The sequence below is a fragment of the Streptomyces sp. NPDC054842 genome (assembly GCF_053611025.1).
This window is the reverse complement of the sequence record NZ_JBSGZN010000002.1, coordinates 245,191-268,706: the sequence shown is the minus strand read 5'-3', so window position 1 is coordinate 268,706 and position 23,516 is coordinate 245,191. Positions and strand designations below refer to the sequence as shown.

Here is a 23,516-nt window from a genome sequence, read left to right as displayed (position 1 = left end):
CGGCGGGACTGGGGAGATTCCCAAGGGGACGCCTGGCACGCCGCCATGCCCACGGAAGTGCATGCGATGCGCCTTGCCGCGGACTGGAGCGTCGGTCCCCCAGCCATCGCGGATACGACTCTGTCGGCAGTTCGGGGATCCACGGGTTCCCGCCGGGTGTCGAGCCCGAGCGCACCTCCTGACCACCACCCGGCGACGGAGAAGACGCCTCGGCCCACGGGTACGGGCCGAGGCGTCTATTCCGTCCGCGCGAGGGCGCGGCTCACCCGCCCGTGGCGGAACGGCCCGCGAACTCAGCGAACCACGCCAGCATTTCAGGGTGGGTTACGGCGCCCGCACTGCTCACCTCGTCGACGCGGGCCCCCTGGAGGATGCGCTTGACGGGCACCTCCAACTTCTTCCCGGTGAGGGTGCGGGGCACGGCGGCGATCGGCAGGATGACGTCGGGCACGTGGCGTGGGGACAGCCGGCGCCGGACGGCGGCCGCGATGCGTTCGCGCACCGCTTCGTCCAGGTCGGTTCCCTGGGCCGGGACCACGAACAGGGGCATGAAGTAGCCGCCGTCCGGGCGTTCCACACCGACGACGAGGCTGTCCGCGACTTCGGGGAGCTGTTCGACGACCGCGTAGAGGTCGGCGGAGCCCATGCGCACGCCCATGCGGTTGAGCGTGGAGTCGGACCGGCCGGAGACGACGACCGACAGGTCGTGATGGACGGTGACCCAGTCGCCGTGCCGCCAGACACCCGGATACGTGTCGAAGTAGCTGTCCCGGTAGCGCGCCCCGTCGGGGTCGCCGACGAAGCGGAGCGGCATGGACGGCAGGGGCGCGGTCAGCACCATCTCGCCCTGCTCACCGGTCAGCGGCCGCCCCTCGGCATCCCAGGCGGCCAGCGCGACGCCGAGCGCGGGGCACGGGATACGGCCCACCCGCACGGGCAGCAGCGGGGAGCCGCCCGCCAGCACGGAACACACGTCGGTCCCGCCACAGACCGACTGGAGCCAGACACCCGGCGCGAGCCGTTCGTGGACCCAGCGCCAGGTGCCCGGCGGCAGCGACGAGCCGGTCTGGAGGATCGAGCGCAGTGCCCCCAGACCCAGTTCGGCCGCCGGGGACCCGCCCGCCTTCTCCCCGGCGGCGAGGTAGGCGGCCCCCACCCCGACCATCGTGGCTCCGGTCCGCTCGGCGACCCGCCAGGCGCCATGGACATCGGGAAACGTGGGGCTGCCGTCGTAAAGGACGACGGTGCTGCCGTGCAGCAGTCCGCCGACCAGGAAGTTCCAGACCATCCAGCTGGTGGACGTGACGAACAGGTAGCGGTCCTCGGCGCGCAGGTCGGCGCCCAGACCGAGGGCCTTCAGCAGTTCCACGACGATGCCGCCGTGGCCCTGGACGATCCCCTTGGGCACCCCGGTGGTCCCCGACGACCACAGGATCCACAGGGGGTGGTCGAAGGGCACGTCGGCGAACTCCAGCGGCCCCTGCGCGGTCGGCAGCGCGGACCAGGAGTGCTGCCGTACGTCGGCCCGCGGCGCCCACGGCTTGTCCGGAGCGGGGAAGAGGTGGCCGACCGCGAGGACGTGCCGTACGGAGGGCAGCCCCTCCACGAGCTCGGCGACCACCGGGCGTTTGTCGTACCGCTTGCCGCCGTGGCGGTAGCCGTCCGCCGCCACCAGGACGGCCGGGCGTGCCTGCCGCAGCCGGGCGAGGACGCTGGGCGTGCCGAAGTCCGGGGAGCACACCGTCCACACCGCGCCGAGGGAGGCCGTGGCCAGCAGCGCGACGACGGTCTGCGGCAGGTTGGGAAGCAAGCCAGCGACGCAGTCGCCGGGCCCCACGCCCATCCGGCGCAGCGCCGCGGCGACGTCCGCGACCTGCCGGCGCAGCTCCTCCCAGGAGGTCTCCACGGGTATCCCGTCCTCGTCCACGAAGACCAGGGCCGGGCGGTCGCGGGCGGCGTGCGCGAAGCACCGTTCGGCGAAGTTCAGCCGGGCGCCGGTGAACCACCTGGCGCCCGGCATGGAGGTGTCCGCCAGCACCTCGTCATAGCCGGACACGGCGTCCAGGCCGTAGAACTCCCATACGGCGGACCAGAAGCCGGGCAGGTCGGTGGAACTCCACCGCCAGAGCTCGGCGTAGTCGCGGAAGTGCAACTCCCGGTGGGTGCCGAGCCACCGCAGGAAGGACGCGACGTTGGAGTCCCGCGTCTCACGGCGACCGGGCGACCAGAGGAGATCGGTGTCGGTGTCGGTGTTCATCGGTGCCTTTCGGGAGCCGCCGGCCGGGGCGGTGTCTCAGCCGTGATCGGGGTCGAGTTCGCGGAGCAGTTCCTCCGCCTCCGGCCACGGGCCGTAGCCGGAGGCGGGGTTGAGGTGCCCCACGGCTCCCAGCTCCACGAACCCGCTCTTCCAGGCCAGGGCCAGCGCACGGACGCGGTCCAGGCCGCCCAGCGGGTCGTCGGAACTGGCCGCGACAATGCTGGGGAAGGGCAGCGCCGACCGAGGGACCGGCGTCCAGCCGTTCCCGGCCAGCACTTCTGGGGCGGGGTAGCCCTCCGGGAGCGGAGCGTCGAAGTCCGGCGGGGTGACCAGCAGCGCGCCCCGGACGTCGGCCCGGTACTCATGGGCCCAGTGCACGGTGGTGATCACGCCGGCGCTGTGGGCGACCAGGACGACGGGTCCTGCGAGCCTCGAGACCACCTCGTCCAGCGCGGCCACGCGGGCCTTGCGGCTGAGTCCGTCATGTGTCAGCGGCGGCACCGTGCGGACGGTGCGGCCCGCCTCGGCCAGCCGGCCGGCGAGCAGGGTCTGCCAGTGCCCGTCCACGTGGTCGCGCAGGCCCGGGACGATCACGATCGCCGGGGTTGTGGTGCGGGTCATGAGGACACCTCCGTTCGCGTCCTCTCCGGGCCGGCCGGCCCGGACAGTTCGGTGATGCGGAGCAGATCCCGCTCGTAGTGGTGCCGGCCGACCACGAAGGCCACGGTGGCGCCGAGCGCGACGAGCGGGACGAGCCGGAGGGCGTCGAGCAGGCTCGTACGGTCGGCGAGCATGCCCGTGACCGCGGGGCCGGGAGCCAGGCCGAGCAGGCTGTTCGCCAGGGTGAGGGTGGCGAACGCCGTGGCGGCGATAGTCGCCGGGGTCAGGTTCGCCACCATGGCGGCGGCCGGGCCGGCCGTGCCGGCCGACAGCATCGCTCCCGCCGCCAGCGTCATGATCTGGAGCGAGCCGGTGGGGAGGTGGAAGGCGCTCAGCAGCAGGACCAGCGAGCCGAGGCTGCAGACGATCGCGACAGACCACTTCCTGACCGGCCGCGCTTTGCTGATCCGGTCCGAGACGATCCCGCCGCCGATCATCCCCACGCCGATGATCAGGGCGAAGACCCCGGCGGCGGCGCCGGCCTGCGCCGTGGGCAGGTGGTAGTAGCGATCGAAGTAGCTGGGCAGCCAGGCGATGAGGGAGCCCGCGATGAACAGCTGGAGTCCGCTGCCGATGTACGCGCCGATGACGGAGGCTGAGGAGAACAGCCGCGGCAGGAGGGCTCGCAGATGCTCGCGCGGGGCGGTGGCCACGTCCTCGGCGGTGTCCGCCTCTGGCCGGGTGCCGGTGGCCGCACCGCCGTCCGCCGCGTTCCTCGTGTCCGCGTCCGTCTCCGCCCGCGGCCGCAGCCGCTTCTCGGTGACCACGAGGCCGTAGCACGCGGCGAGCACCAGCCCGAAGCCGCCCATCACGCCGAACGCCCAGCGCCAGCCGAACGTCTCGGCCACCGCGCCGCCGATCGCGACGCCGAGGACGGAGCCGAAGGCGCCGCCAGCGATGAAGGCGCCGGAGAGCGTGGCCCTGAGCACGGGCGGGAAGACGCTCAGGACCACCGCGATCCCGACGCTGCCGTAGGCCGCCTCACCGATGCCGACGAAGATCCGGCCGGTCATCATCTCGCCATAGCCCGCGGACACCGCGCACCCCAGCGTCGCCAGGCTCCACACGGTGGCGGCGATCAGCAGGCTCCGCACCCTGCCCCAGCGGTCCGCCAGCAGGGACAACGGGAAGGCCAGCACGCCGACCGCCAGCGCAACGACCCCGCTGAGCGATCCCAGCTCGGCGTCGGACAGCAGCCATTGGGCCTTCAGCATGGGAAAGACGGCGTTGAGGACCTGCCGTGACATGTAGTCGGACAGCAGCAGGCCGAAACTCAGTGCGAAAACGACCCAGGCATAACGCCGGGACACTGGCCAGACGGACGGGAACGCCCTCTCCGGCGGGGACTGCTCAGTGGTGGGGAACGCCATTGTCATCACCTCGCGAGCTTCTGAAGAAGGGGTCAGAACGGTCTGTCGCCCGTGATCCCGGCGCGCTCCATCTTGCGGACGGCGGGCCAGTAGTCCTGGACGGCGTAGTGCTGGGTGGAGCGGTTGTCCCAGATGGCCACGCTGTTCGGCTGCCAGCGCCAGCGCACCTGGTACTCGGGGACCGCGGCTTGGCTGAGCAGGTAGTTGAGCAGCAGGTGCGCGCCGGGGGCGTAGTCCTGCCCGAAGCGGACGTTCCTGGGGGTGTGGAAGTTGACGAAGTGCGTGGTGAAGCTGTTGACGAAGAGGATCTGCTCCCCGGTCTCGGGGTGGGTGCGCACCACCGGGTGCTCCGCGTCCGGGAAGCGGGCCTTCAGCTCGTGGCGCTTCTCCTGCGGCATGACGGCGCCGAAGGACGCCTCGATGCTGTGCCGGGCTCGCAGGCCCTGGATCTGGGTCTTGACGTGGTCCGGCAGCCGGCGGTACGCCTCGACCATGTTGACCCAGATGGTGTCCCCGCCGACCGGGGGCGACTCGACGCAGCGCAGCACGGCCCCCATGGCGGGCGCCTCACGCCAGGTCCCGTCGGTGTGGAGGGCGTTCTCGTAGTGCTCGGCGGGCGAGCCGAGGTCCTTGTAGATGCGGACCAGGCCGGGGTGGTCGGGGTCGCTGCCGGCCACCGGGTGGTCCTCGAGCGCGCCGAACCGCTCGGCGAACGCGACGTGTTCGGCGCGGGTGATGTCCTGGTCGCGCAGGAACAGGACCTTGTACTGGAGGAGCAGGGCCTTGATCTGGGCGAACAGGTCCTCGTCGCGCGCGGCGTCGCCGAGGTGCACGCCGCAGAGTTCGGCACCGATGGTGCAGGTCAGCGGCTCGACCTTGATCGAGCCGAGGGAGTGGGCGCGCACCGTCGCGGGTGCGCTCTCCACCGGGGCGAGGGTCTTTTCCACGGGGCTTCCTCCTGTTGAGGGACGTGATGGGCAGTCAGGTAACTTGCCGGAAAGGCCTGTTCAGAGGACGAAGACGGACGACCCTGTGGTCCGCCCCGCCTCCAGGTCACGGTGGGCGCGGGCGGCGTCTTCCAGCGCGAAGCGCTGATTGACCTCGACGGTGATCCGTCCGGAGGCGACGTGGCCGAAGAGTTCGCCTGCCAGCTCGGCCCGTTCGGCGGGGTCCGCGATGTAGTCGGCGAGCGCGGGCCGGGTCACGAACAGCGATCCCTTGAGCGCCAGTTGCATGGCGTCGATGGGCGGCACGGGCCCGGAGGCCGTGCCGAAGCACACCAGCAGGCCGCGCCGCCGCAGCGAGGCGAGGGAACCGGCGAACGTCGTGGCGCCGACGCTGTCGAAGACGACCGGCACCCCGGCCCCGTCGGTCAGTTCGCGCACCCGCGCGGCGACGTCCTCACGCCGGTAGTGGACGATGTGGTCGCAGCCGTGGGCGCGGGCCAGCTCGCCCTTGGCTTCAGTGGAGACCGTGCCGATCACGGTCAGCCCCAGCAGCTTCGCCCACTGGCACAGGATGAGACCGACACCGCCCGCTGCCGCGGTGAGCAGGATCGTGTCGCCGGCCTTCAGGGGGTGGATCCTGCGCAGCAGGTAGGCGGAGGTGAGGCCGCGCATGGTCATCGCGGCGGCCGTCTCGAAGCCGATCGCGTCCGGCAGCCTGATCAGGGCATCGGCAGGCATCACCCGCTCGGTGCTGTACGCGCCCAGCGGGCTGCCGGTGTACGTCACCCGGTCGGCCTCGGCGACGTGCGTCACCCCCTCGCCCACGGCCTCCACCACACCGGCGGCCTCGACGCCCAGTCCGGCGGGCAGTGGCGCCGGGTACAGGCCGGTGCGGAAGTAGGTGTCGGCGAAGTTGAGTCCGACCGCCGCGTGCCGGATCCGCACCTCGCCCGGACCGGGGTCGCCGACGTCGACCTCTTCCCAGTTCAGGACGTCGGGACCGCCGGTTTCCTGGAAGCGAATGGCGTGTGCCACGGGAGTGCTCCGTTGTTCGTTGCGGACGCCTGCCGGGTGTGCGGGGGCACGGCGGCAGCGGGGAGTGGGGTGGGAGGAGGGGGCCGCCGAAGTCAGTGGATTGCTCCGGCGGCCCCTCATGCCGCGCGCGCCGAGCGGAGCGCCGCGCGGTGGTCCAGTGCGGGTGGGGCGTGCCCGGAGGCGAACGGACGAGATCAGACGTCGCGGAGCATGAAACCGCGCTGCCCGGGACGGCGGTTCGGCACCATGCCGAGCCGGGTCAGGGTCTCATCGGCGTCCGCGTAGTACTCCCCGAGCCGGTAGATCTTCTTGGCCTCGGCGCCGGTGGCGATGTCACGGCCCAGCGCCTCGGAGATCTGGACCATCTGCTCGACCTGCTCGACGGTGGTCATGCGCTCGCCCTTGCGCCGCCACAGGTTGTCCTCGTTGCCCACGCGCACATGGACGCCGAGCGCGATGCCGATCGCGTTCATCGGCGCCACGGCCCGCATGGAGCTCTCGATGGTGAGGACGGCGCCGTCCGGTGTACGGCGGACGAACTCGATCAGGTCTCCGGGGTGGCGGCCGGCGAAGCCGCCCCCGATGGCCACGTAGTTGAGGATCAGCGGGCCGGTGTAGACGCCGGACCGGATCAGCCGCTCCACGGTCTCCAACTGGGCCAGCGTGGCGAGCTGGAAGTGCGGCTGGATGCGGCTGGCGTGCAGGCGCTCCAGGTGCTCCAGGTAGAAGTCCGGGCCGGCCTCGACGACCATGTCGCGATAGGCCTTGTAGTACTCCGGCTTGGCGATCGAGGTGCCCTCGAGGTCGTCGTCGGTCATGATCTCGACGATGTTCATCTGGCTGGTGTTGATCGCGATCGTCACCTGGTCCGGCGCCGGTGTGAGGTCGGCCAGCAGGTGACGGGTGTCGTAGCTGAGCCACTTGGCCTCGCTGCCCTCGTCCTCGGGGGCGAACGAGATCGAACCGCCGATCTGGAGGACCATGTCCGGCACGGCCTCGCGCAGCCGTCCCAGCAGCTCGTTGAACATGGACATCCGCTTGGAGCCCTTGCCGTCGAGCTCGCGCACGTGGATGTGCAGTACGGTCGCGCCGGCGTTGTAGCAGTCGACGGCCGCCTGTACGTGCTCGTCCATCGTGAGAGGAAGGTCGTCGGCGTCACCGGGCAGCCACTCCGGCCCATAGGGAGCGGCCTGGATTACCAGCTTTTCCTGGTTCTCGGGGAAGAGTGAGTCGTCGTGGAAGTGCACGGTCCGTCTCCTGTCGGATCGGTGGTCACCCCGTCGCGGGCGACCCGCGCGGGGTGCGCGCGGGCAGTGAACCGGGGCGAGGGGTTGATGCGGTGATGCGGGGCCGAGAACGCGGGCCTGGACCGGCCTGTCCGAAGGGGACGTGCACAGGGAGTGGTGTGCCCCTTCCGGTGCCTGGCCGCGTCTCTGCGGTGGTGTCACGGTAGAGCTGGACGGGTCTGGACTGCTTGACTGAAGGAGACACAGGACTTGCCATTTGGGGACACCGGACAGGGGTCACCGGACATCGGACATCTTCCGGCTCGCTTCCCCCGAGGCAGGAGCCGAGGAACCCGCCAGGGCCGACTGACCGCCATGCGGAGGGATTTCCAGGTCAGCACCGGAGCGTTCCCGATGAAAGGCCCTGGTCATGCCGCAGATATCGAAGGTCGAGCCGTACGCGGCGATCCGGCGGGACCATCGCGGTGGCGCGACGCGCTGGAGCTGGGGCGTACGTACAACGTCGCCTGGCGGAGGTGTGCACCGCCCTGGACGCCGCTCGGCCGGAGTCGCACAAGAGCCGAGGCCTCGGGATGCCACCGCAACTGACGTGATCACGGTTGGGCGGCCCCGGGATGGTGCCCGCTGCGCCTACAGCCCCTACCTCGCCATGCCTGAAATCTGACCAACCGCTCCTCGCGACAACGGTTCCGGAGCCAATCCCCGCAGGACTTCTGGAGCCGACCACTAGCACTGGTCCGGTTCCCGTTCCCGTTCCCGTTCCCGTTCCCGAGGGAGGATTGCTGCCGCGGCCGGGACATACCCCTGCCCCGTCAGACGTACTTCGGGGGCAGCTCAAGCAGCCACAGGAAGCGATCTTGCCCGGGCGCGAGGACAATAAGCGCGAAGAGATCCTGTCGCTTGTGGCGGGATGCGTGCTTCTGCGGTCCGAAGGACGTGGGACATGGAATCAGTGCGGCCATGACGATCGACGGGCACGCTCCTCACGTCGTACGCCTTCCCGACGAAGACGAGGGCTCGCATCGGCGCCCCGAGCCCGTGGCGCGCGCCGGCCCGGCAGCCCCGCCGAACCTCCCCTCCCACGGCTCACCGAACGAAACAGCGTCCATCCGGAACATAGTGGCGCGGCTGAGTGCCGCCTATCCCTCGGTCGACGCGGGCATCGTCGAGGTGACGGTCATGGGCGCGTACGACGCATTCCGCCAGGCCAGAGTCAGGGCCTACGTCCCGATCCTGGTCGAACGCCAGTCCCGCAGGGAACTCCGCGCCGCCTCTGGTCCTGCCGTCGACGGCAGGGCGGCCCCCGGAACGCTCCGCGCACCCCCCGGACCGGCGAAGGACTGATCGTGATGACGGACGAGAAAGCCGAACGCATCGCGACATTCATCGCGCCGCTCCGGGTGAAACCTGGGTCGAAGGTGCGTCTGGACCGCGCCTTCGATCCCCGCGACAAAGCCGAGGTTGGGACGCGGGACGGGAAAGAGCTGCTGCGGACCGGGGTGTCGCTGCCGGCCGAGTACCAGGAGCGACTGGCCTCCCAGGATGCGTACGGCCTCCTGCTCTGCCTGCAGGCACTTGACGCCGGCTGCAAGGACAGGACGATCCGCCACGTGACGAGCGGCGTCAATCCTCAGGACGTACGGGTCAGCAGCTTCAAAGTGCCCTCCGCCGAGGAACTCGACCAGGACTACCTGTGGCGCTACGCACGGCGGCTGCCCTCGCGCGACGAGATCGCCCTCTTCAACCGCTCGCACTACGAGGAGGTTCCCGTCGTGCGGGTCCACCCCGACAGCTTCCTCCGGCAGAGAACTGCCGGACGACTCGCGAGGACCGGGCATATGGGAGCGGCGCTACCGGGAGACCAAGCGCTGGGAGCGCTACCTCACGGACATCGGGTTCAAGGTGGTGAGTATCTTCCTGAACCTGCCCAAGGAGGAGCAACGCACCCGCTTCCTGAAACGGATCGACCTGCCGGACAAGAACTGGAAGTTCTCGGCGGCCGACGTCCCGGAGCGGCGCCACTGGGAGGAGTACCAGCACGCGTTCTCGCAGATGCCGGCGGCCACGAGCACGCGGTGGGCGCCGCGGTTCGTCGTGCCGGCGGACCGGAAGTGGTTCGCGCGGATCTGTTCACCGCCCTCGCCCTCTGCCTCGTCGTGGCCGCGTTCGAATGCCGCAGCGAGACGGACTCGGTGCTGACGACGTCCACCTTCGACAGCAGGCAGATGAACTGGGTGGCTCTGACCCAGTTCGTGCTCGCGGTGCTGGTGACCCAGTTGGACGGCTTCCGCCGCATTCTCGGGACGACCGAGATCACCGCGCGGCAGTTCGGCTGGGCGCTGCCAGCGGCTCTCGCGCTCCTGCTCCTGTGGGAACTGGGCAAGCTCCTGGCCCGCAGGCCGAGAGGCGTCTGATGCGTCTAGGCCGGTTGCGTGCCGTGCCCGGGATCCGGGCGGTGTCGACCTACCGGCGCGAGTGGCTCCTCAAGGACCTGGTCGCGGGAGTGGTCCTGACCACGCTGCTGGTACCCCAGGGCATGGCGTACGCCGAGTTGGCGGGCCTGCCGGCCATCACCGGCCTGTACACGTCGATCCTCTGCCTGCTCGGCTACGCGGTGTGCGGGCCGTCTCGGGTCCTGGTGCTGGGCCCTGACTCCTCGCTGGGGCCGATGATCGCCGCCACCGTGCTGCCCCTGGTGGCGGCGGACGGGGATCCCGACCGGGCGGTCGCGCTGGCGTCGATGCTCGCCCTCATGGTCGCGGCCATCATGATCCTGGCGTCGGTGGCGAAGCTGGGTTTCATCGCCGACCTGATCTCCAAGCCGACGATGATCGGCTATATGAACGGCCTGGCCCTGACCATTCTGATCGGTCAGCTGCCCAAGCTGCTCGGCTTCAAAGTCGAGGCGGACAACCTGATCGGCGAATGCGCCGGCCTCGTGCGGAAACTCGCCGACGGGGCGGCGGTGCCGGCCGCCGCAGCCGTGGGCGGCTGCGGGATCGCCCTGATCCTGGTCCTGCAGCGCCTACTGCCGAAGATCCCGGCAGTGCTCGCGATGGTGGTCCTGGCGATCGCCGCAACGACCGTCTTCGACCTCGGGGCGCACGGCGTCGACCTGGTCGGTGAGCTGCCCGAGGGCTTCCCGCCGTTCACGGTCCCCGACGTCCGACTCGCCGACCTCGCGCCGCTGTTCGGCGGTGCGCTGGGGATCGCCCTGGTGTCCCTGGCCGACACGATCTCCAATGCGTCGGCCTTCGCGGCCCGCTCGGGGCAGGAAGTCCGCGGCAACCAGGAAATGGCCGGCGTCGGGGCGGCAAACCTGGCGGCCGGTCTTTTCCAGGGCTTCCCGGTCAGTGCGAGCGGATCCCGTACGGCGGTGGCGGAGCGCGCGGGGGCCAAGAGCCAGCTCACCGGGGTCGTCGGCGCGGCGCTCATCGTCCTCATGCTCGTGCTGGTTCCGGGCCTGTTCCGCAACCTCCCCCAGCCGGCCCTCGCCGCGGTGGTCATCACCGCGTCGCTGTCCCTGGCCGACATTCCGGGGGCGGTACGGCTGTGGCGGCAGCGCCGGGTGGAGTTCCTGCTATGCCTCGCGGCCTTCACCGGCGTGGCCCTGCTCGGCGTGCTGCCCGGCATCGCCGTCGCCGTGGCCCTGTCCGTCCTCAACGTCTTCCGACGCGCCTGGTGGCCGTACAACACGGTGCTGGGGCGGGTGGAGGGCCTGGAGGGCTACCACGACGTGCGCTCCTATCCGCAGGCCGCGCAGTTGCCGGGCCTGGTGATCCACCGGTTCGACGCCCCGCTCATCTTCGCCAACGCCAAAGCCTTCCGCGACGAGATCCGGCGCCTTGCCGACACGGACCCGCGGCCGACGTGGATCGTGATCGCGGCGGAGCCCATAACGGACGTGGACACCACGGCCGCCGACGTCCTGCAAGAACTCGACGAGAGCCTCAACGCCCAAGGCGTGCACCTGGTCTTCGCCGAGCTCAAGGACCCCGTACGGCGCAAGATCGAACGGTACGAGCTCACCCGTACCATCGACCCCCGGCACTTCTTCCCCACCGTGGAGGCCGCTGTCGACGCCTTCCGCCTGCGCACCGGGGCGGAGTGAGCACCCCGCAGGTTCCCGCCCGACATCGCTCCTCTTCCGCCCGCCGACGAGCGGTGAGCTGAGTCGACCTCTGACACGAGCCCTCGGGCCGTCGCCGTCCGGAGTCTCGTGCCTTCAGGGTGAGGGCGTGAGTCGGTGCCACATGAAAATGCAGCTCTTCAGGCCGGCAAGTGACGGCATGGGCAGCACGGACCGGATCTTCTCGGTCCCACCAGGACGACGGACATCCGGCGTTCGCGGTCCTGGAACAGGCTCCGCAGCGCGTAGACGTACTGCAGGGCCTCGGTCCGCAGCAGATGGGCATCGCGTACGACCACCACGGGCCAGGCAGGAGCGGCAGACGACTTCGTTCTCGCCGTCCTGCTGTGCGTCGGCCAGCCGTCGCGGCCGCGGACACCGAGGCTCGGCGCGTCACTGCCCACGGTGCTCGTCAGGGGGCAGCAGCCGCGATGAGCCGTCCCCGTAATCCCACGCAGCCCCCGACGTTCCAGAAGTAACAGGCTGAGGACGTGTGTTGACGGCAGGCCTGCCGCGCTGAGGAACGTCGACCGGACCGTGGGCAGGACAGCGTCCGCTCATCTGGTGCGACTACGAAGCACTGCTGCTCATCCCTGCCTACGTTGATCTCCACGAACCCGTTCGTATCCGGCCCTGGACACGGGAGCCGCCTTCAGTGAGCGTGCTTTCCCCGCGACTGATTGGGCTGTCGGCCTTCTCACGCTGACGGCGCCATAACCGGCTGATCACCTCGTGTGACCATGAAGGCGGCAGCACCTCGGCTGCCCGGAAACAGAGCGGCACGGCCGCTCGCTCGGGAAACCGCTGGAGGGGCGGTGACCCTGTCGGTCCCGGCAGTTGACGGGTTACGGCAAGGCTGGTGGTGTGGGGAGGCGGGGTGGTGACGGCCTCCGTACGGTGTGCGCGTGGCGCCGGCCGGGTGCGGTGAGGTGGCTGAGAAGGCGCAGGACGGTCGGGGATGCCGGCGTCGAAGCGGTCATAGCCCGCAGACGGGCGGCTCAGAACCTGCCCGGGCGGCAGGTGGGCGGCTGTGCCGGTGACGGTGGCGGCCTCCTTGGCTGGGCTACTGGGTGGCGTTCGGGGTCTCGCTCTGAGAGGCATGTGTCTTTGCCGGCCGCGTTTCCCGGGGCAGGAGAGCTGCCGCAGCCAGACCACCGACGCCGATGACGGCCAGGGTGATCAACGCGGCGGCGTAGGCGCCCTTGGTGAGGCCGGCGACGAGGATGGTGCCGGCGATGGCCGTACCGAAGGACGATCCGAGGTTCGACACGCTCCGGGACAGGCCCGAGATTTCCCCCTGCTGTTCCTCGGGGAAGCTCGACTGCACCACATTGACGGACGGGGTCAGCATGACGCCCAGGCCGAGGCCGATGAGCAGGAGGCCGGGGACGAAGGCCCACGCCGTGGCGAAGCTCTCGACAAGAGTGATCAGCACGGCCACCCCGGCGACGGAGAGGGCGAAGCCGGTCATGATGAGCGTGCGCTGGGGGTGTCGGCGGGCTAGGCGCTCGGCGGAGAGGGACGTGGCCAGCAGGCCCAGGGTGGCGGCTGTGAAGACGACTCCGGTCTGGACGGCGTCGTAGCCGCGTACGACCTGCAGGTAGGCCGCCACCGTGAACGACGTGCCCATGAGGAGCAGCCATTGGGCGTTCTGGGTGACGAGTCCGAGGTTGGACGTGCGGTTGTCGAACAGGCGCAGAGACAGTAGCGGTTCTTGGCCGGATGCCTCCTTGGCCCGGACGGAGCGGAAGAATGACCAGAGGACGAGTGCGCCGAGGACCAGCAGCGTGATCATGAGCCAGATGTTGTCGTCCGCGGCCAGGATGCCCGTGACGATGAGGACCAGTCCGACGGCGGACAGGACCGCTCCTGTGGTGTCGAAAGAGCGGGTCGGGTCCGGGGGCAGCGGGTCTTCGATGCGACGGCTGAGTACGACGATGACCGCGATCACCATCGCTTGGAAGACGAAGGCGGCGCGCCAGCTGATGGCGGTGGTGATGAGCCCGCCGATCAGGGGCCCCGCGGCGGCCCCGATACCGCCCAGTGCCATGACGACCCCGAACGCGCGGGCGCGGGAGGTGACGTCCGGGTAGAGGAGGGTCGTGAGGATGTAGACGGGTGGGATCAGCAGGGCGGTGCCGATGCCTTCGAGGATCGAGTTGCCGAGGATCAGAACGCCGAGTCCTGGGGCGGCCGCACTGAGCAGGGCACCGATCGCGTAGACGACGAGGCCGGCCAGGAAGCAGCGTTTGCGGCCGTAGCGGTCGGTGAGTTTGCCGCCGGGGATCATCAGCGCCGCCATCACGAGCAGGAACACCGTGATCGCCACCTGGACGCCCTGGACGGTGGTGTCCAGGTCCTCACTGATGTCGTTGATCATCACGTTCATGTTGGAGCCGGCGAAGCTGCAGATGAACTGGGCGAGAGCGAGAGCGGCCAGGACGCGTCCGTGCCCCGTCGGCCGAGCGGACCTCGCGTTCTCAGCCACGGGCGCCGCCTGTGTCCGTCTCCTCCTCGGGCACCGTCAGGCCGTGCGTGGCCGGTTGCCCGAGGTCGCCGTGGCGTGCGCCGGCCTGTGCCTTCTCCAGTTCCTCGTCGAGCGCCATCGCCGCGGTGACCAGGGCGAGATGGGTGAACGCCTGGGGGAAGTTGCCCAGTTGCTCGCCCGAGGGGCCGATCTCCTCGGCGAAGAGGCCGACGTGGTTGGCGTAGGTGAGCATCTTGTCGAAGGCGTGGCGTGCCTGGTTGAGCCTGCCGCTGCGGGCGAGCGCCTCGACGTAGAAGAAGCTGCACAGGTTGAAGGTGCCTTCAGAGCCGCGCAGGCCGTCGGGGGACGCCTTGGGGTCGTAGCGGTAGACCAGGCTGTCACTGACGAGGTCCTCGTCCATGGCGTCCAGGGTGCTCAGCCAGTCCGGATCGTGCGGCGAGACGAAGCCGACCCTCGGCATGAGCAGGAGTGAGGCGTCCAGCACGTCGGTGTCGTAGTGCTGCACGAATGCCTGCCGCTTGTCGTGCCAGCCGCGCTCGATGATCTGGCGGAAGACGGCGTCCCGGGCGCCGGTCCAGCGAGCCACGTCGGCGGGGCGGGAGAAGTCGGTGGCCGCGCGTACTCCGCGGTCGAACGCCACCCAGGTCATCAGGCGGCTGTAGGTGAAGTCCTGACGGCCGCCTCGAGTCTCCCAGATCCCTTCGTCGGGCTGGTCCCAGTGGTCGACGAGCCAGTCCAGGACGCCGCTCAGCGCCTTCCAACCGCGGATCGCGCCGATGTCGCCGCCCACGATCAGGGCGTCCGACGCCTCACCGTAGATGTCGAGTTGGAGTTGGTCGGCCGCGGCGTTGCCGGCCCGCACCGGGCTGGACCCCAGGTAGCCCTCCAGGTGGTCGAGGGTCTCTTCGCTCAGGTGTGGGCTGCCGTCGATGCGGTACATGATCTGCAGCGGGTCCCCCGATGTGTGACCGCCTGTCTCGATGCGTTCGCGCAGCCAGCGGCGGAAAGCGTGCGCTTCCTCCTTGAAGCCCAGGTCGATCAGGGCTCTGACGGACAGCGAGGCGTCACGGACCCACGTGTAGCGGTAGTCCCAGTTGCGCTCACCGCCGACCTGTTCGGGCAGGCCCATCGTGGCAGCGGCGATGGGTGCACCCGTGGGGGCGTAGGTGAGCAGCTTGAGTGTGATCGCCGACCGATTGACGATGTCCTGCCAGCGACCGCGGTAGGTGCAGGAACGCAGCCACGACAGCCAAAAAGCGCGGCAGGACTCGAATGCGTCGGCGACCTCGCCCAGCGAGGGGTGAGGCGGGGCCGGATCGCCGCTTGCGGTGCTGGTCAGCACGACGGCGGCGGCTTGGCCGGCGGACAGGGTGAAGCGGGCGGTGATGTCGTTGCCGTCCGCCAGGAGCGCGACACCTTGGGTGGACTGAAGGTGCAGGTCCGTCCCCGGGCCGCGGAACAACACGGAGTGATCATCGGTGCGCGAGAGCGTGTGGGTGGCACGGCCGTAGTCGAACCGCGGCTGGCAGGTGAGGGCGAAGGGCAGACTGCCCCGGACGACTCGCGCCACTCTGATCAGGCGGTGTGTCTGCGTAGGGGCCGAGGAGTCGATGGGCACCATGAAGTCGGCCACCTCGCCGACTCCACCGGGTGCCATGAAGCGGGTGACCAGGACGGCCGTGTCGGACAGGTACAGCTGTCTTACGCTCATGCCGTCGCCGTCCGGGAACTCCGCGGCAAGACGGCAGTGCCCACCTCGTTCGCTGTCCAGGAGCGAGGCGAAGACACTGGGCGAGTCAAATCGGGGCGTGCACCACCAGTCGATCGTTCCGTCGGACGACACCAAAGCGGCGGTCTGCAGATCGCCGACCATGCCGTGTTCCGCGATGGGCGGGTACCGGTTCACGAGACCTCCCTGCTTGGTCCGACGCGCCTAGGGCGACTACGCACACACATCAGCCACCCGTCCACACCAAGCGTTCACTCGCACCGCGACGGCAACCTCACCCGTTGCGGGTGAAACCCGCCACCCAACCGGTGCACCGCCCTCAGGCCGGACTCCCGAAGTGCTGGAGGGACCTCAGCCCGCACTCGCGTGACGGCAGCAAGCGCGGCCGCGTTGGACGATGCGAAGGGCCCCGGGGATGTCGTGCCTGAACCGTCGTTGTTCACCCCTTACGGGTTGGAAGGTCATCAGCCGCATGCGAACGGCACTCGCCCCCGCAGCAGCGATAACGGCTTTGGTGGCGAGCATTCCAGCATCGTCAGCCGTCACAGCCACGCCTCCGACCAGGAGCGACGAAACCCTCGTTGCCACCGCGCCTGATCTGGTCCTCCCGCCGCGTCGATCACCCCGGGCAGTTTCACGGCACAGCAGTCCGGGAGCAACTGGACCATCAAATTTTCACGCACCCTCACTTCTCCTCGTTCGAGGTGAGTAAACAGTTCCCATTCCAGGCATGGGTCGAATGTGGGAGCAGGACGAGTCCGATGACGACTTCACCGGACGCACTCGCGCGTCCAACGTTTCCCCCCAACTCCGGTACAACGCTCACTGCCCCTTTCAGGCGAACAAGCAGCCAACTGGACACCGAGTTGGGCGGCGCGGAGATCTACGCGAAGGCCCTCCTGAAGCACCTGGAGACCGGTCAAGTTTTCCAGGTGGCGACCCGCCGCATCCCTGAACGACCACAGCGGTACCTCCCACTGCCGCCCTGGCCTCACCCCTTGGAAGGGCTCGGCACCGGGAAGGACAGCACCGGGGCGCCGGCTACTCCCGTCCCGGCTCCGCCGCCGGGCTGACGGCAGCGAGGCGCGGCGGACCCCGACGGGCAACGGGTTCAGCGCGCCCCCACGCCGGCCGCGGCCACGCCGCCTATCGATGGACGTATTCGAAGGGGCGAGCGGCTCTGGCAGCAGCGCGGCCCTCGTTCTCGTACACATTTCTGAAAACAGCATGAGAGTGCGAAAAAATGCGCCGGGCTCTGCTCGCTCCGGATTTTTTGCGATCGAATCAAACCGAGCATAATTCGAATTCTTCGGTCGCGTGTTCGCTGGGAAGCTGTGCGTCCTGTCGGCTTAGCCGGATGTTGTTGAAATGCCGCCGAAATGCCTGCGACGGTCTTCGCGCGCCTACTACTGTGGCGCGTAAGCGGAGTGGGGACTCCGGGGGAACCTGCCGTCAGAACCGTGCCTGCACCACAGGGCATAGTCATGTCTGCAGCACGGTGAACAGCGGCGACGGGATGCGGATTCGACGCACCGGCGCGGCGGGGGCGGGGGATCGTGCGGGTGAACACCATCAGGCCCAGTCAGGGCGTGAATCTGTATGCGGCACTTCGTGTGGCGGACGTCTTGGACGCGTCACGCGAAGACGGTGAATCGGCACCCGCAGTACCAGAATGCGGAACGTTCGACGACCTGTTGGGGTGCCCTCCTCCCGCGCCCCAGGTCTGGCGTCGCGCCTGGCACGACGTATTGGCCGGAGAAAGAGCCCGGGTAAAGAGGTCGGGCCTAGGCTGGACACTCACGTCCTTTGCCTGCGGGCGTTTCCCGGCCATGACCATTCTCGAGGTCGGCTGCGAGCGGCTCCGTCTCAGTCGCGTGTCCTACGACTCGGCGGGTGCGGGACCGGAAATGCGTCAGCTCACCGAATCGACGTGGTCCGAACTCACGGCAACCGACAAGGAGTTGCCCGCCGAGCGGCTTCGACGGCTCTTTCTGCTGGCGGGCGGGACGGCCTCAGACGACGACGGTCGCGCCGGCGCGGGCCGCGGGGCTCACGCATCCCGAAGAAACTCGGGCGGTACGGCCACCGGCACCGACGGCGAGCCCGTGGAGATCGCCGCACGGCTCGGGCGGCATCTGCATGCTCTGGCCCGTCGGTCGACGCCTCGGACCGGGCCGCTCCTGCTGGTCGTACGCGCAGTGGGCTGGCCGTCCGTGGAGCGGGCCGCCGAGTCGTTCAGGGACGACGACGGACCTGTGCTGCGTCTGCGGCTGCCCGCCCGCTGGCCGCAGACACCGGGCGATCTCCTCGCCGCACTTCCTCTACGTCGTTCCATCTGGCTAGCGGGGGCCCGCGTCGACGGAGTGTCCGGCACGGTAGGACTGGTACGGCGGGTCCTCTTCCCGGCGGGCAGCCGCCCGAGCGATTCCACCGGTGCCGCTCCCCTCGTGCCCGTGCCCGTGGCCGCGCCGCCCGGGGGCGCCGGAGCGGGCCACAGTGTCGCGGCGGTCGTCTCGGCCGGGCGCGAAGAGCCGGCGGTACTGTGGCGACCGGTGCGCATGGACCGGCTTGAGCTGCCGCCGGGTGCCCGCGTCGCGCTGGGCTACCGGCTCGCCGGACCGGACAGGGTCGAATTCGACTACAGCGGCCCGCACGAGCCGGAGACGTCGCCCTGGCCCGCCCTGGCGCTCTGCACCCCACGGCGCCTCTCCAGGCCCCGCCCCGTCGACCTGGTGCTCGCGGTGGAGACGGCGGGCCCGCGGGCCGACGGGGCAGTCGCCGTCGAGGAGCGCCTGCAGGAAGCGGCGGCCGTCGTCGCGGCCGTCAGGGACGCCGTCGGCGATGAGAGCGCGCTTCGAGTCGGGCTCATCGGCTACCGCGACCACGCGCCGCTCGACCGGCGCCACCACAGCGACCCGCTCGTGCACCGCGTGGGCCTGTCGCCCGCCCGGACCGCCGAGGACGTACTGGCCGAGTGGCGGGGCAGCGCGCTGCGGCACGACTTCGCCACCGGTCTGGAGCACGTACCCCACGAACTCGCCCACTGGCGCGACGCCTGGCGGCCGGACAGCCACCGGGTACTGCTCGTCGTGGGCTCCCGGCCCCCTCATCCCCACAGCCGGCCACCACAAGTGCTCCGGCGCGGCGCGGCCGTGCGCATCTGCCCGGACCGGCTGGAGTGGGAGAGCGCCCTGGAGTCCCTGCGCCACTACGACGCGGTGACCTGCTTCGCGGTCGTCGACGAACCGGCGTGGATGGACCGGCTGGCGGGCGAGCCCCACCTGGCCCGGTGGGCGGGCCGGGCCTGGGACCTGTTCGGCGCCGAAGGCCGCTTCCCGGCGGGGCACGATCCCCGACTCATCGCCTCAGCGGTCGCCGCGCCGGCCCTCTGCCTGCCCGAGGACGGCTCCCCGATCCGGCTGGTCGTGTCGGACGGTGCGAGCGGCGACTGGCGGCCCGCCACGGCCGGCTGACCGCACCAGTACGCGGTCGCGCACCGGAACGCGCGACCGCAGGCAACCACCGCGGCGGACCCTTTCGCCGCCGATATGGGGGAGACCACCATGGTCATGGAAGACGAACGAGCCGAGAGCAGCGGCGAGGAGAAGCCGGGGCGGAAGAAGCATGACAGAACGGGCGAGGGGCCCTTCGCCGTATGGGACCCCTCCACACTCGTCGGCGGCCGGGCGGCGCTTCCGGCGGCACCCGCCCAGGCTCCGGCGGGACCTCCGCCTGGCACCGCCGCCGGCCCCGGCGCCGTGACCGGAGGGCCTCCCGCCCTGTCCCTGCCGGCGCCCGCCGCGCCGCGCGACGACAAGGCGAGGGCGCCCGGCGCACCCCCCGCGGACGCCGACCGCAGGGCCGAGGCACCGCCGCCGGTCTTCATGGAGAAACTCGAGAAGAACGGCCGGAGCGACAAGCCGACGAAGGCGCCCACGGCGAAGTCCGACCGGCAGGAAGCGGGCCAGCAGGGCGCCGAGAATCCCGGATCCGCCCCGGAGTCGACCATCACGCTCTGGGGTGGCATGGGAAGCGGCAAGTCGACACTGCTGGCCGCCCTGTCCCGCGCCGTGCAGGACCCGATGTACGGGAAGTGGAGCATGTGGCCGGAGGACCACGCCTCGCAGAAGTTCCTCAGCGACCTGGCGCACATCCTCTACCGTGACCGGACGTTCCCGAACGCCACACTGACCGAACAGCGGCCGGTCCGCTTCACCCTCGCCGGCGATCTCACCGGGACACGGTTCTCCCGCGGCGGCCGGAGGCGCTGGCGGCGCGGCACCGACAGCCGTGACATCACCGAGTTCAAGGTGACACTCCGGGACCTGCCGGGAGAGGCCTTCGACCTGCGGTCCCAGACCGGAGCGGCGCTGGGCGGCAAGCTCATCAAGGACCTGGGAGCCGCCCGGGCCATGGTGTACGTCGTGGACCCGGTCCGCGAGTGGCAGGTCAACGGCGACGACGGACCGCTCGGTGACGACGCCCGCCAGAACGCGGACTTCTTCACCGATGTCCTCGGAGGCGTGGCCACCGAGGTCAATATGCGCGGCGAGCGGCACGGCAACCAGCTGCCCCACAGCATCGCCGTCTGCCTCGCCAAATTCGACGACGACCGGGTCTTCCGCTTCGCCTGCGAACAGGGCAACGTCCGGCTCAACCCGCGCACGGGCCAACCCGAAGTCATGGACGCCAAACGGCTGTTCGACGGGCTGTGTCAGGCCTTCCCCCAGGGGAGCCTGCGCGAGATTCAGCAGCAGATCGAGCTGTTCTTCGCCCCCGAGCGCGTCGGGTACTTCGTATGCTCCGCCGTCGGCTTCTGGATCGATCCCGAGCGCGGCTTCGACTTCGAGAACCCTTCGCTGGTGAATCCCGTGGAGGACGCGGTACGGCTGGTCGCTCCGCCCCGGCCGGTGAACATCCTGGAGCCCTTCCTCTTCCTCCGGGGCGTCGGCCCCCGGCAGGCCTGACCCGTCACACGAGAGGAGACCACGCCATGCCACCGGGACTGACGGCCGACTGGGCCCTGTGGGGCAAGGAGCCCCGGACGAACAGCGGTTACAAGGTGCTGGCGGCCTGCCCGCCCGACCGCAGCGCCGAATTCAACACCGCCGTCCACCACTGGTCGCCGGGCACACCGGGGCGCGGGACCCAGCTTCCCTGGATCACCATCGGACCGGGCACGGCCACGGACGGGACCGCCACCGTCGGCATCTTCCTCCTGGACGGCACCGACGCCGTCGACCACACGAACCGGCCGATCCACCGCATCACCCACTTCGCGGTCCCCACCGTGAGGGTCGACGAACTGGGCCTCAGCTGGAGCACGTTGGCCAGAGCAGCGCTCGATGCCGCACCGCTGCTCCCGACCCACGACAGCGCGCCCGCGCACCTGTCCGTGGGGGAGGGCGGCCGGCTCCTCGACCACGCCGGCAGCGTCTTCACCGACCGGGTGACCGAGGTCAGCCACTGGCTGGCTGCGGCCGCCGCCTACCTCCTGGACGGCAGAGTGGTGGTCACGGGGGACCGCAACTACGAGCCCCTCGAACTGCTCCACGTCCTGGACTGTGTCGCCGCCATGCTGCCCCTGGGCCTGCGCGGCTCGCTGTCCGCCGCGACCGGCAGCTCCTCCGGGTCCCAGGTGCCGATGCGGCTGTACTGGGGAGCCGTCGACGACACGCCGGGTGTCCGGGGCCTGGCCTGGGGCGGCGGACTGCCGGACCTGTCCGGCCTGTCCCCCGACGCCCGCTCCTACTTCGACCTGCTCGTCCAGGCGTGGCAGGTGCACGGAGGCGAGAGCGTCGTCGCCCACCTCGCCCGATCCCGCACGCCGCTCGACATCGACTCGGGACGTGTGCACGCGGACGCGCTGCACGTGCTCTCGGGGCTCAACCCCGGGCTGGCACTCGTCCAGGAGATCCGCGGAGGGCGGGCGGTGGACAGCGACCGGATCGACGAGGCACTGCGCCACGAGGTGTTCGACTCGGACTCCGTCGCCCTGCTCTCGGCCGTCAAAGTGGACCTTCACTCCAGCGATCTGAGCAGCATGGCCCGCCACCTTCCCCAGGCCGAGGTGTCCGAGGCGTTCTGGAACAAGATCGTGAACGACCTGCTCGAGGGAAGCCCCGAGAGCGCCCGCACCGGCTTCGAATCCGTCCGTGAGGCGACTCCCGACACCAGGGAGGGCCGGGACCCGCTGGACCGGGCACTTGCCTGCGTGCTCCACGAAGTACGGCAGCGCGCCTCGACGGAGACACGGGATCCCGTGGTCGACGAACTCCTGCCCACCATCGCCCCCTTCACCCCGGGCACGATGGCCTTCACCCAGTCCCAGCTGCGTACCCTTCCCGGGCTCGCCAGCCGACTCGTCCAGGCGGTGTGCGCCCGGCCCGACCCGGCAGCGCGGGTCCTCGCCTGGTTGCGCTGGATCGGTGACGGGTCGGCACCCGAGGTGGCCGGGAGCCCGGAACTCACGTTGCTGTACGACCTGCTGGAGTCCGGGACCACGGCGGGCGAACCGTCGAGGAAGTGGGTCGCCGCCCATCCGGCGTCCGCCGCACGCCTGTTGACGGCCGCGGCGGCCTGCGGGCGCGTCGACCAGCTCCTGTGCGGCGGCTTCTTCCAGGGGCTGGTGGACTGTGCGCGGCAGACTGCCTCGGGCGACCCGTCCGAGGCAGCCACCCGGGAACTGCTCCATCGTGCGCTGGAACGTCCGCCGAACGGGGCGCGAGCGGAGACCGCAGCACGCTGGGACCTGCTGTGCACGCTCACCGGACGCCCGCCCGAGGCCTTCTTCGACCTGATGCGGACGCCCCAGGAGCGCGGCTCCGCCGGCCACACCCGACTCACCGGCTATGCCTCGACGCTGCTCGCGGAGCTCGATCTGCCCGCCGTGCGCGGCCACGTACAGGTGATCGTGGAGGGGTTGCTGGAGGAGATCCTGTCGGTCGACCCGGACACCGGCGAGGGGCCCGAGGACACCGGTCGAGAACTCGCCACGCGGCTGCTGGAGCGGCCCGGCCCCCACGTCCATGTCGTGGTCGAGGCCGTCGGCCGGCTGACGGAGAAACCCCACTGGCACGAGACGGAGCAGGACGCCCACTGGCTGGACCGGATTGCCGAGCGGCATCCGGACCTGGCGTCGGCTCTCACCCTGCGCAGGGTGTACCGCGCCGTCCGGCTCGCCGGCGACTCCCCCGAGGAATTGCGTCAGCTCGCGGCTCAGCTGTACACGGCACGACGAGAAGGCGTCGGACACGACCAGCTCTGCGCGCCGTTGCGGTGCTGGGCGACCCGGGGCCGGACCGGGGAGCGGCTTCTCGGCATCATCCGCGCCTACTGCGACGTCTGGCAGTCCTACGCGGGCAGGGACCAGGCCCACCAGGAACGCAGCCAACTCGAACGCGCACTGGGCCGGGGCCCGGACCCCACCGTGTGGCAGGCGTACCTCGATCACGCCATCGGCTGCCTGAAGAAGCGCAGAGCCGAACACGCGCGCCAGATGCAGGAGTTGATCCGCGAACAGAAGCGGGCCGACGACGAGATCGATCGGCTGCGAAGACTCGACTCCGGTGCCCGCGGTCGTCTCTAGCCGCACCTTCGGTCCCGGCGGACCGGGACCTCTCATCCGCATACGCACGTCCTAGGGGGACACCTC

The 23,516-nt window shown here is 70.3% G+C and carries 15 protein-coding genes and 1 pseudogene; 8 read left to right on the top strand and 8 right to left on the bottom strand.

Annotated elements, in window-relative coordinates; all coding sequences use genetic code 11:
• Positions 1-262: 262 nt before the first annotated feature.
• From ACWGIS_RS02910 to ACWGIS_RS02885, 6 genes are all read right to left on the bottom strand, one after another.
• Positions 263-2,257 (bottom strand): acetoacetate--CoA ligase, encoded by a 1,995-nt coding sequence (locus ACWGIS_RS02910; RefSeq protein ID WP_453360646.1) that lies wholly within the window; start codon positions 2,255-2,257, stop codon positions 263-265.
• A 36-nt stretch (positions 2,258-2,293) separates the two neighbouring features.
• Complete coding sequence (locus ACWGIS_RS02905) at positions 2,294-2,878, bottom strand: RBBP9/YdeN family alpha/beta hydrolase (protein ID WP_453360645.1); 585 nt, start codon at positions 2,876-2,878, stop codon at positions 2,294-2,296.
• Positions 2,875-4,227 (bottom strand): MFS transporter, encoded by a 1,353-nt coding sequence (locus ACWGIS_RS02900; RefSeq protein WP_453360644.1) that lies wholly within the window; start codon positions 4,225-4,227, stop codon positions 2,875-2,877. Before ACWGIS_RS02900 ends, ACWGIS_RS02905 begins: the two co-directional genes overlap by 4 nt.
• Before the next feature lie 92 nt (positions 4,228-4,319).
• On the bottom strand, positions 4,320-5,234 hold the full coding sequence (locus ACWGIS_RS02895; RefSeq protein WP_453360643.1) for a TauD/TfdA dioxygenase family protein: 915 nt from the start codon (positions 5,232-5,234) through the stop codon (positions 4,320-4,322).
• Positions 5,235-5,294: 60 nt separating this feature from the next.
• Positions 5,295-6,269 carry a quinone oxidoreductase family protein gene (locus ACWGIS_RS02890; protein WP_453360642.1) on the bottom strand — a complete coding sequence of 325 codons (975 nt, stop codon included), beginning with the start codon at positions 6,267-6,269 and terminating at the stop codon, positions 5,295-5,297.
• 194 nt (positions 6,270-6,463) lie between these two features.
• The gene (locus tag ACWGIS_RS02885; protein ID WP_453360641.1) at positions 6,464-7,516 is read right to left on the bottom strand and encodes a 3-keto-5-aminohexanoate cleavage protein; all 1,053 of its coding nucleotides are present in this window, start codon (positions 7,514-7,516) and stop codon (positions 6,464-6,466) included.
• Between the two features lie 960 nt (positions 7,517-8,476).
• Between ACWGIS_RS02885 and ACWGIS_RS02880 the strand changes: the two genes are divergently transcribed.
• The 5 genes and pseudogenes from ACWGIS_RS02880 (at position 8,477) to ACWGIS_RS02860 (ending at position 11,627) form a co-directional block, all read left to right on the top strand.
• Positions 8,477-8,860 (top strand): three-helix bundle dimerization domain-containing protein, encoded by a 384-nt coding sequence (locus ACWGIS_RS02880; protein ID WP_453360640.1) that lies wholly within the window; start codon positions 8,477-8,479, stop codon positions 8,858-8,860.
• 5 nt (positions 8,861-8,865) lie between these two features.
• Positions 8,866-9,240: pseudogene (locus tag ACWGIS_RS02875) on the top strand (polyphosphate kinase 2 family protein); the annotation flags it as partial.
• On the top strand, positions 9,143-9,715 hold the full coding sequence (locus ACWGIS_RS02870; protein ID WP_453360686.1) for a hypothetical protein: 573 nt from the start codon (positions 9,143-9,145) through the stop codon (positions 9,713-9,715). The pseudogene ACWGIS_RS02875 and the gene ACWGIS_RS02870, both read left to right, overlap by 98 nt.
• Positions 9,628-9,930: a cation-translocating P-type ATPase C-terminal domain-containing protein gene (locus tag ACWGIS_RS02865; RefSeq protein ID WP_453360685.1), complete on the top strand. Its 303-nt coding sequence runs from the start codon at positions 9,628-9,630 to the stop codon at positions 9,928-9,930. The genes ACWGIS_RS02870 and ACWGIS_RS02865 overlap by 88 nt, the downstream gene beginning before the upstream one ends.
• Positions 9,930-11,627 (top strand): SulP family inorganic anion transporter, encoded by a 1,698-nt coding sequence (locus tag ACWGIS_RS02860; protein WP_453360639.1) that lies wholly within the window; start codon positions 9,930-9,932, stop codon positions 11,625-11,627. The genes ACWGIS_RS02865 and ACWGIS_RS02860 overlap by 1 nt, the downstream gene beginning before the upstream one ends.
• Before the next feature lie 1,081 nt (positions 11,628-12,708).
• Here ACWGIS_RS02860 and ACWGIS_RS02855 read toward each other — a convergent pair.
• Both ACWGIS_RS02855 and ACWGIS_RS02850 read right to left on the bottom strand, forming a co-directional pair.
• Complete coding sequence (locus ACWGIS_RS02855; RefSeq protein WP_453360638.1) at positions 12,709-14,133, bottom strand: MFS transporter; 1,425 nt, start codon at positions 14,131-14,133, stop codon at positions 12,709-12,711.
• A complete protein-coding gene (locus ACWGIS_RS02850) occupies positions 14,126-16,039 on the bottom strand; it encodes a glycoside hydrolase family 15 protein (RefSeq protein WP_453360637.1) in 1,914 nt (637 codons plus the stop codon). Before ACWGIS_RS02850 ends, ACWGIS_RS02855 begins: the two co-directional genes overlap by 8 nt.
• Positions 16,040-17,691: 1,652 nt before the next feature.
• Here ACWGIS_RS02850 and ACWGIS_RS02845 point away from each other — a divergent pair.
• The 3 genes from ACWGIS_RS02845 (at position 17,692) to ACWGIS_RS02835 (ending at position 23,450) form a co-directional block, all read left to right on the top strand.
• On the top strand, positions 17,692-19,335 hold the full coding sequence (locus ACWGIS_RS02845) for a hypothetical protein (protein ID WP_453360636.1): 1,644 nt from the start codon (positions 17,692-17,694) through the stop codon (positions 19,333-19,335).
• A gap of 90 nt (positions 19,336-19,425) precedes the next feature.
• Positions 19,426-20,829, top strand: a complete 1,404-nt coding sequence (locus ACWGIS_RS02840) for a hypothetical protein (protein ID WP_453360635.1) — start codon at positions 19,426-19,428, stop codon at positions 20,827-20,829.
• 26 nt (positions 20,830-20,855) lie between these two features.
• Positions 20,856-23,450 (top strand): hypothetical protein, encoded by a 2,595-nt coding sequence (locus tag ACWGIS_RS02835; protein ID WP_453360634.1) that lies wholly within the window; start codon positions 20,856-20,858, stop codon positions 23,448-23,450.
• Positions 23,451-23,516: the final 66 nt, after the last annotated feature.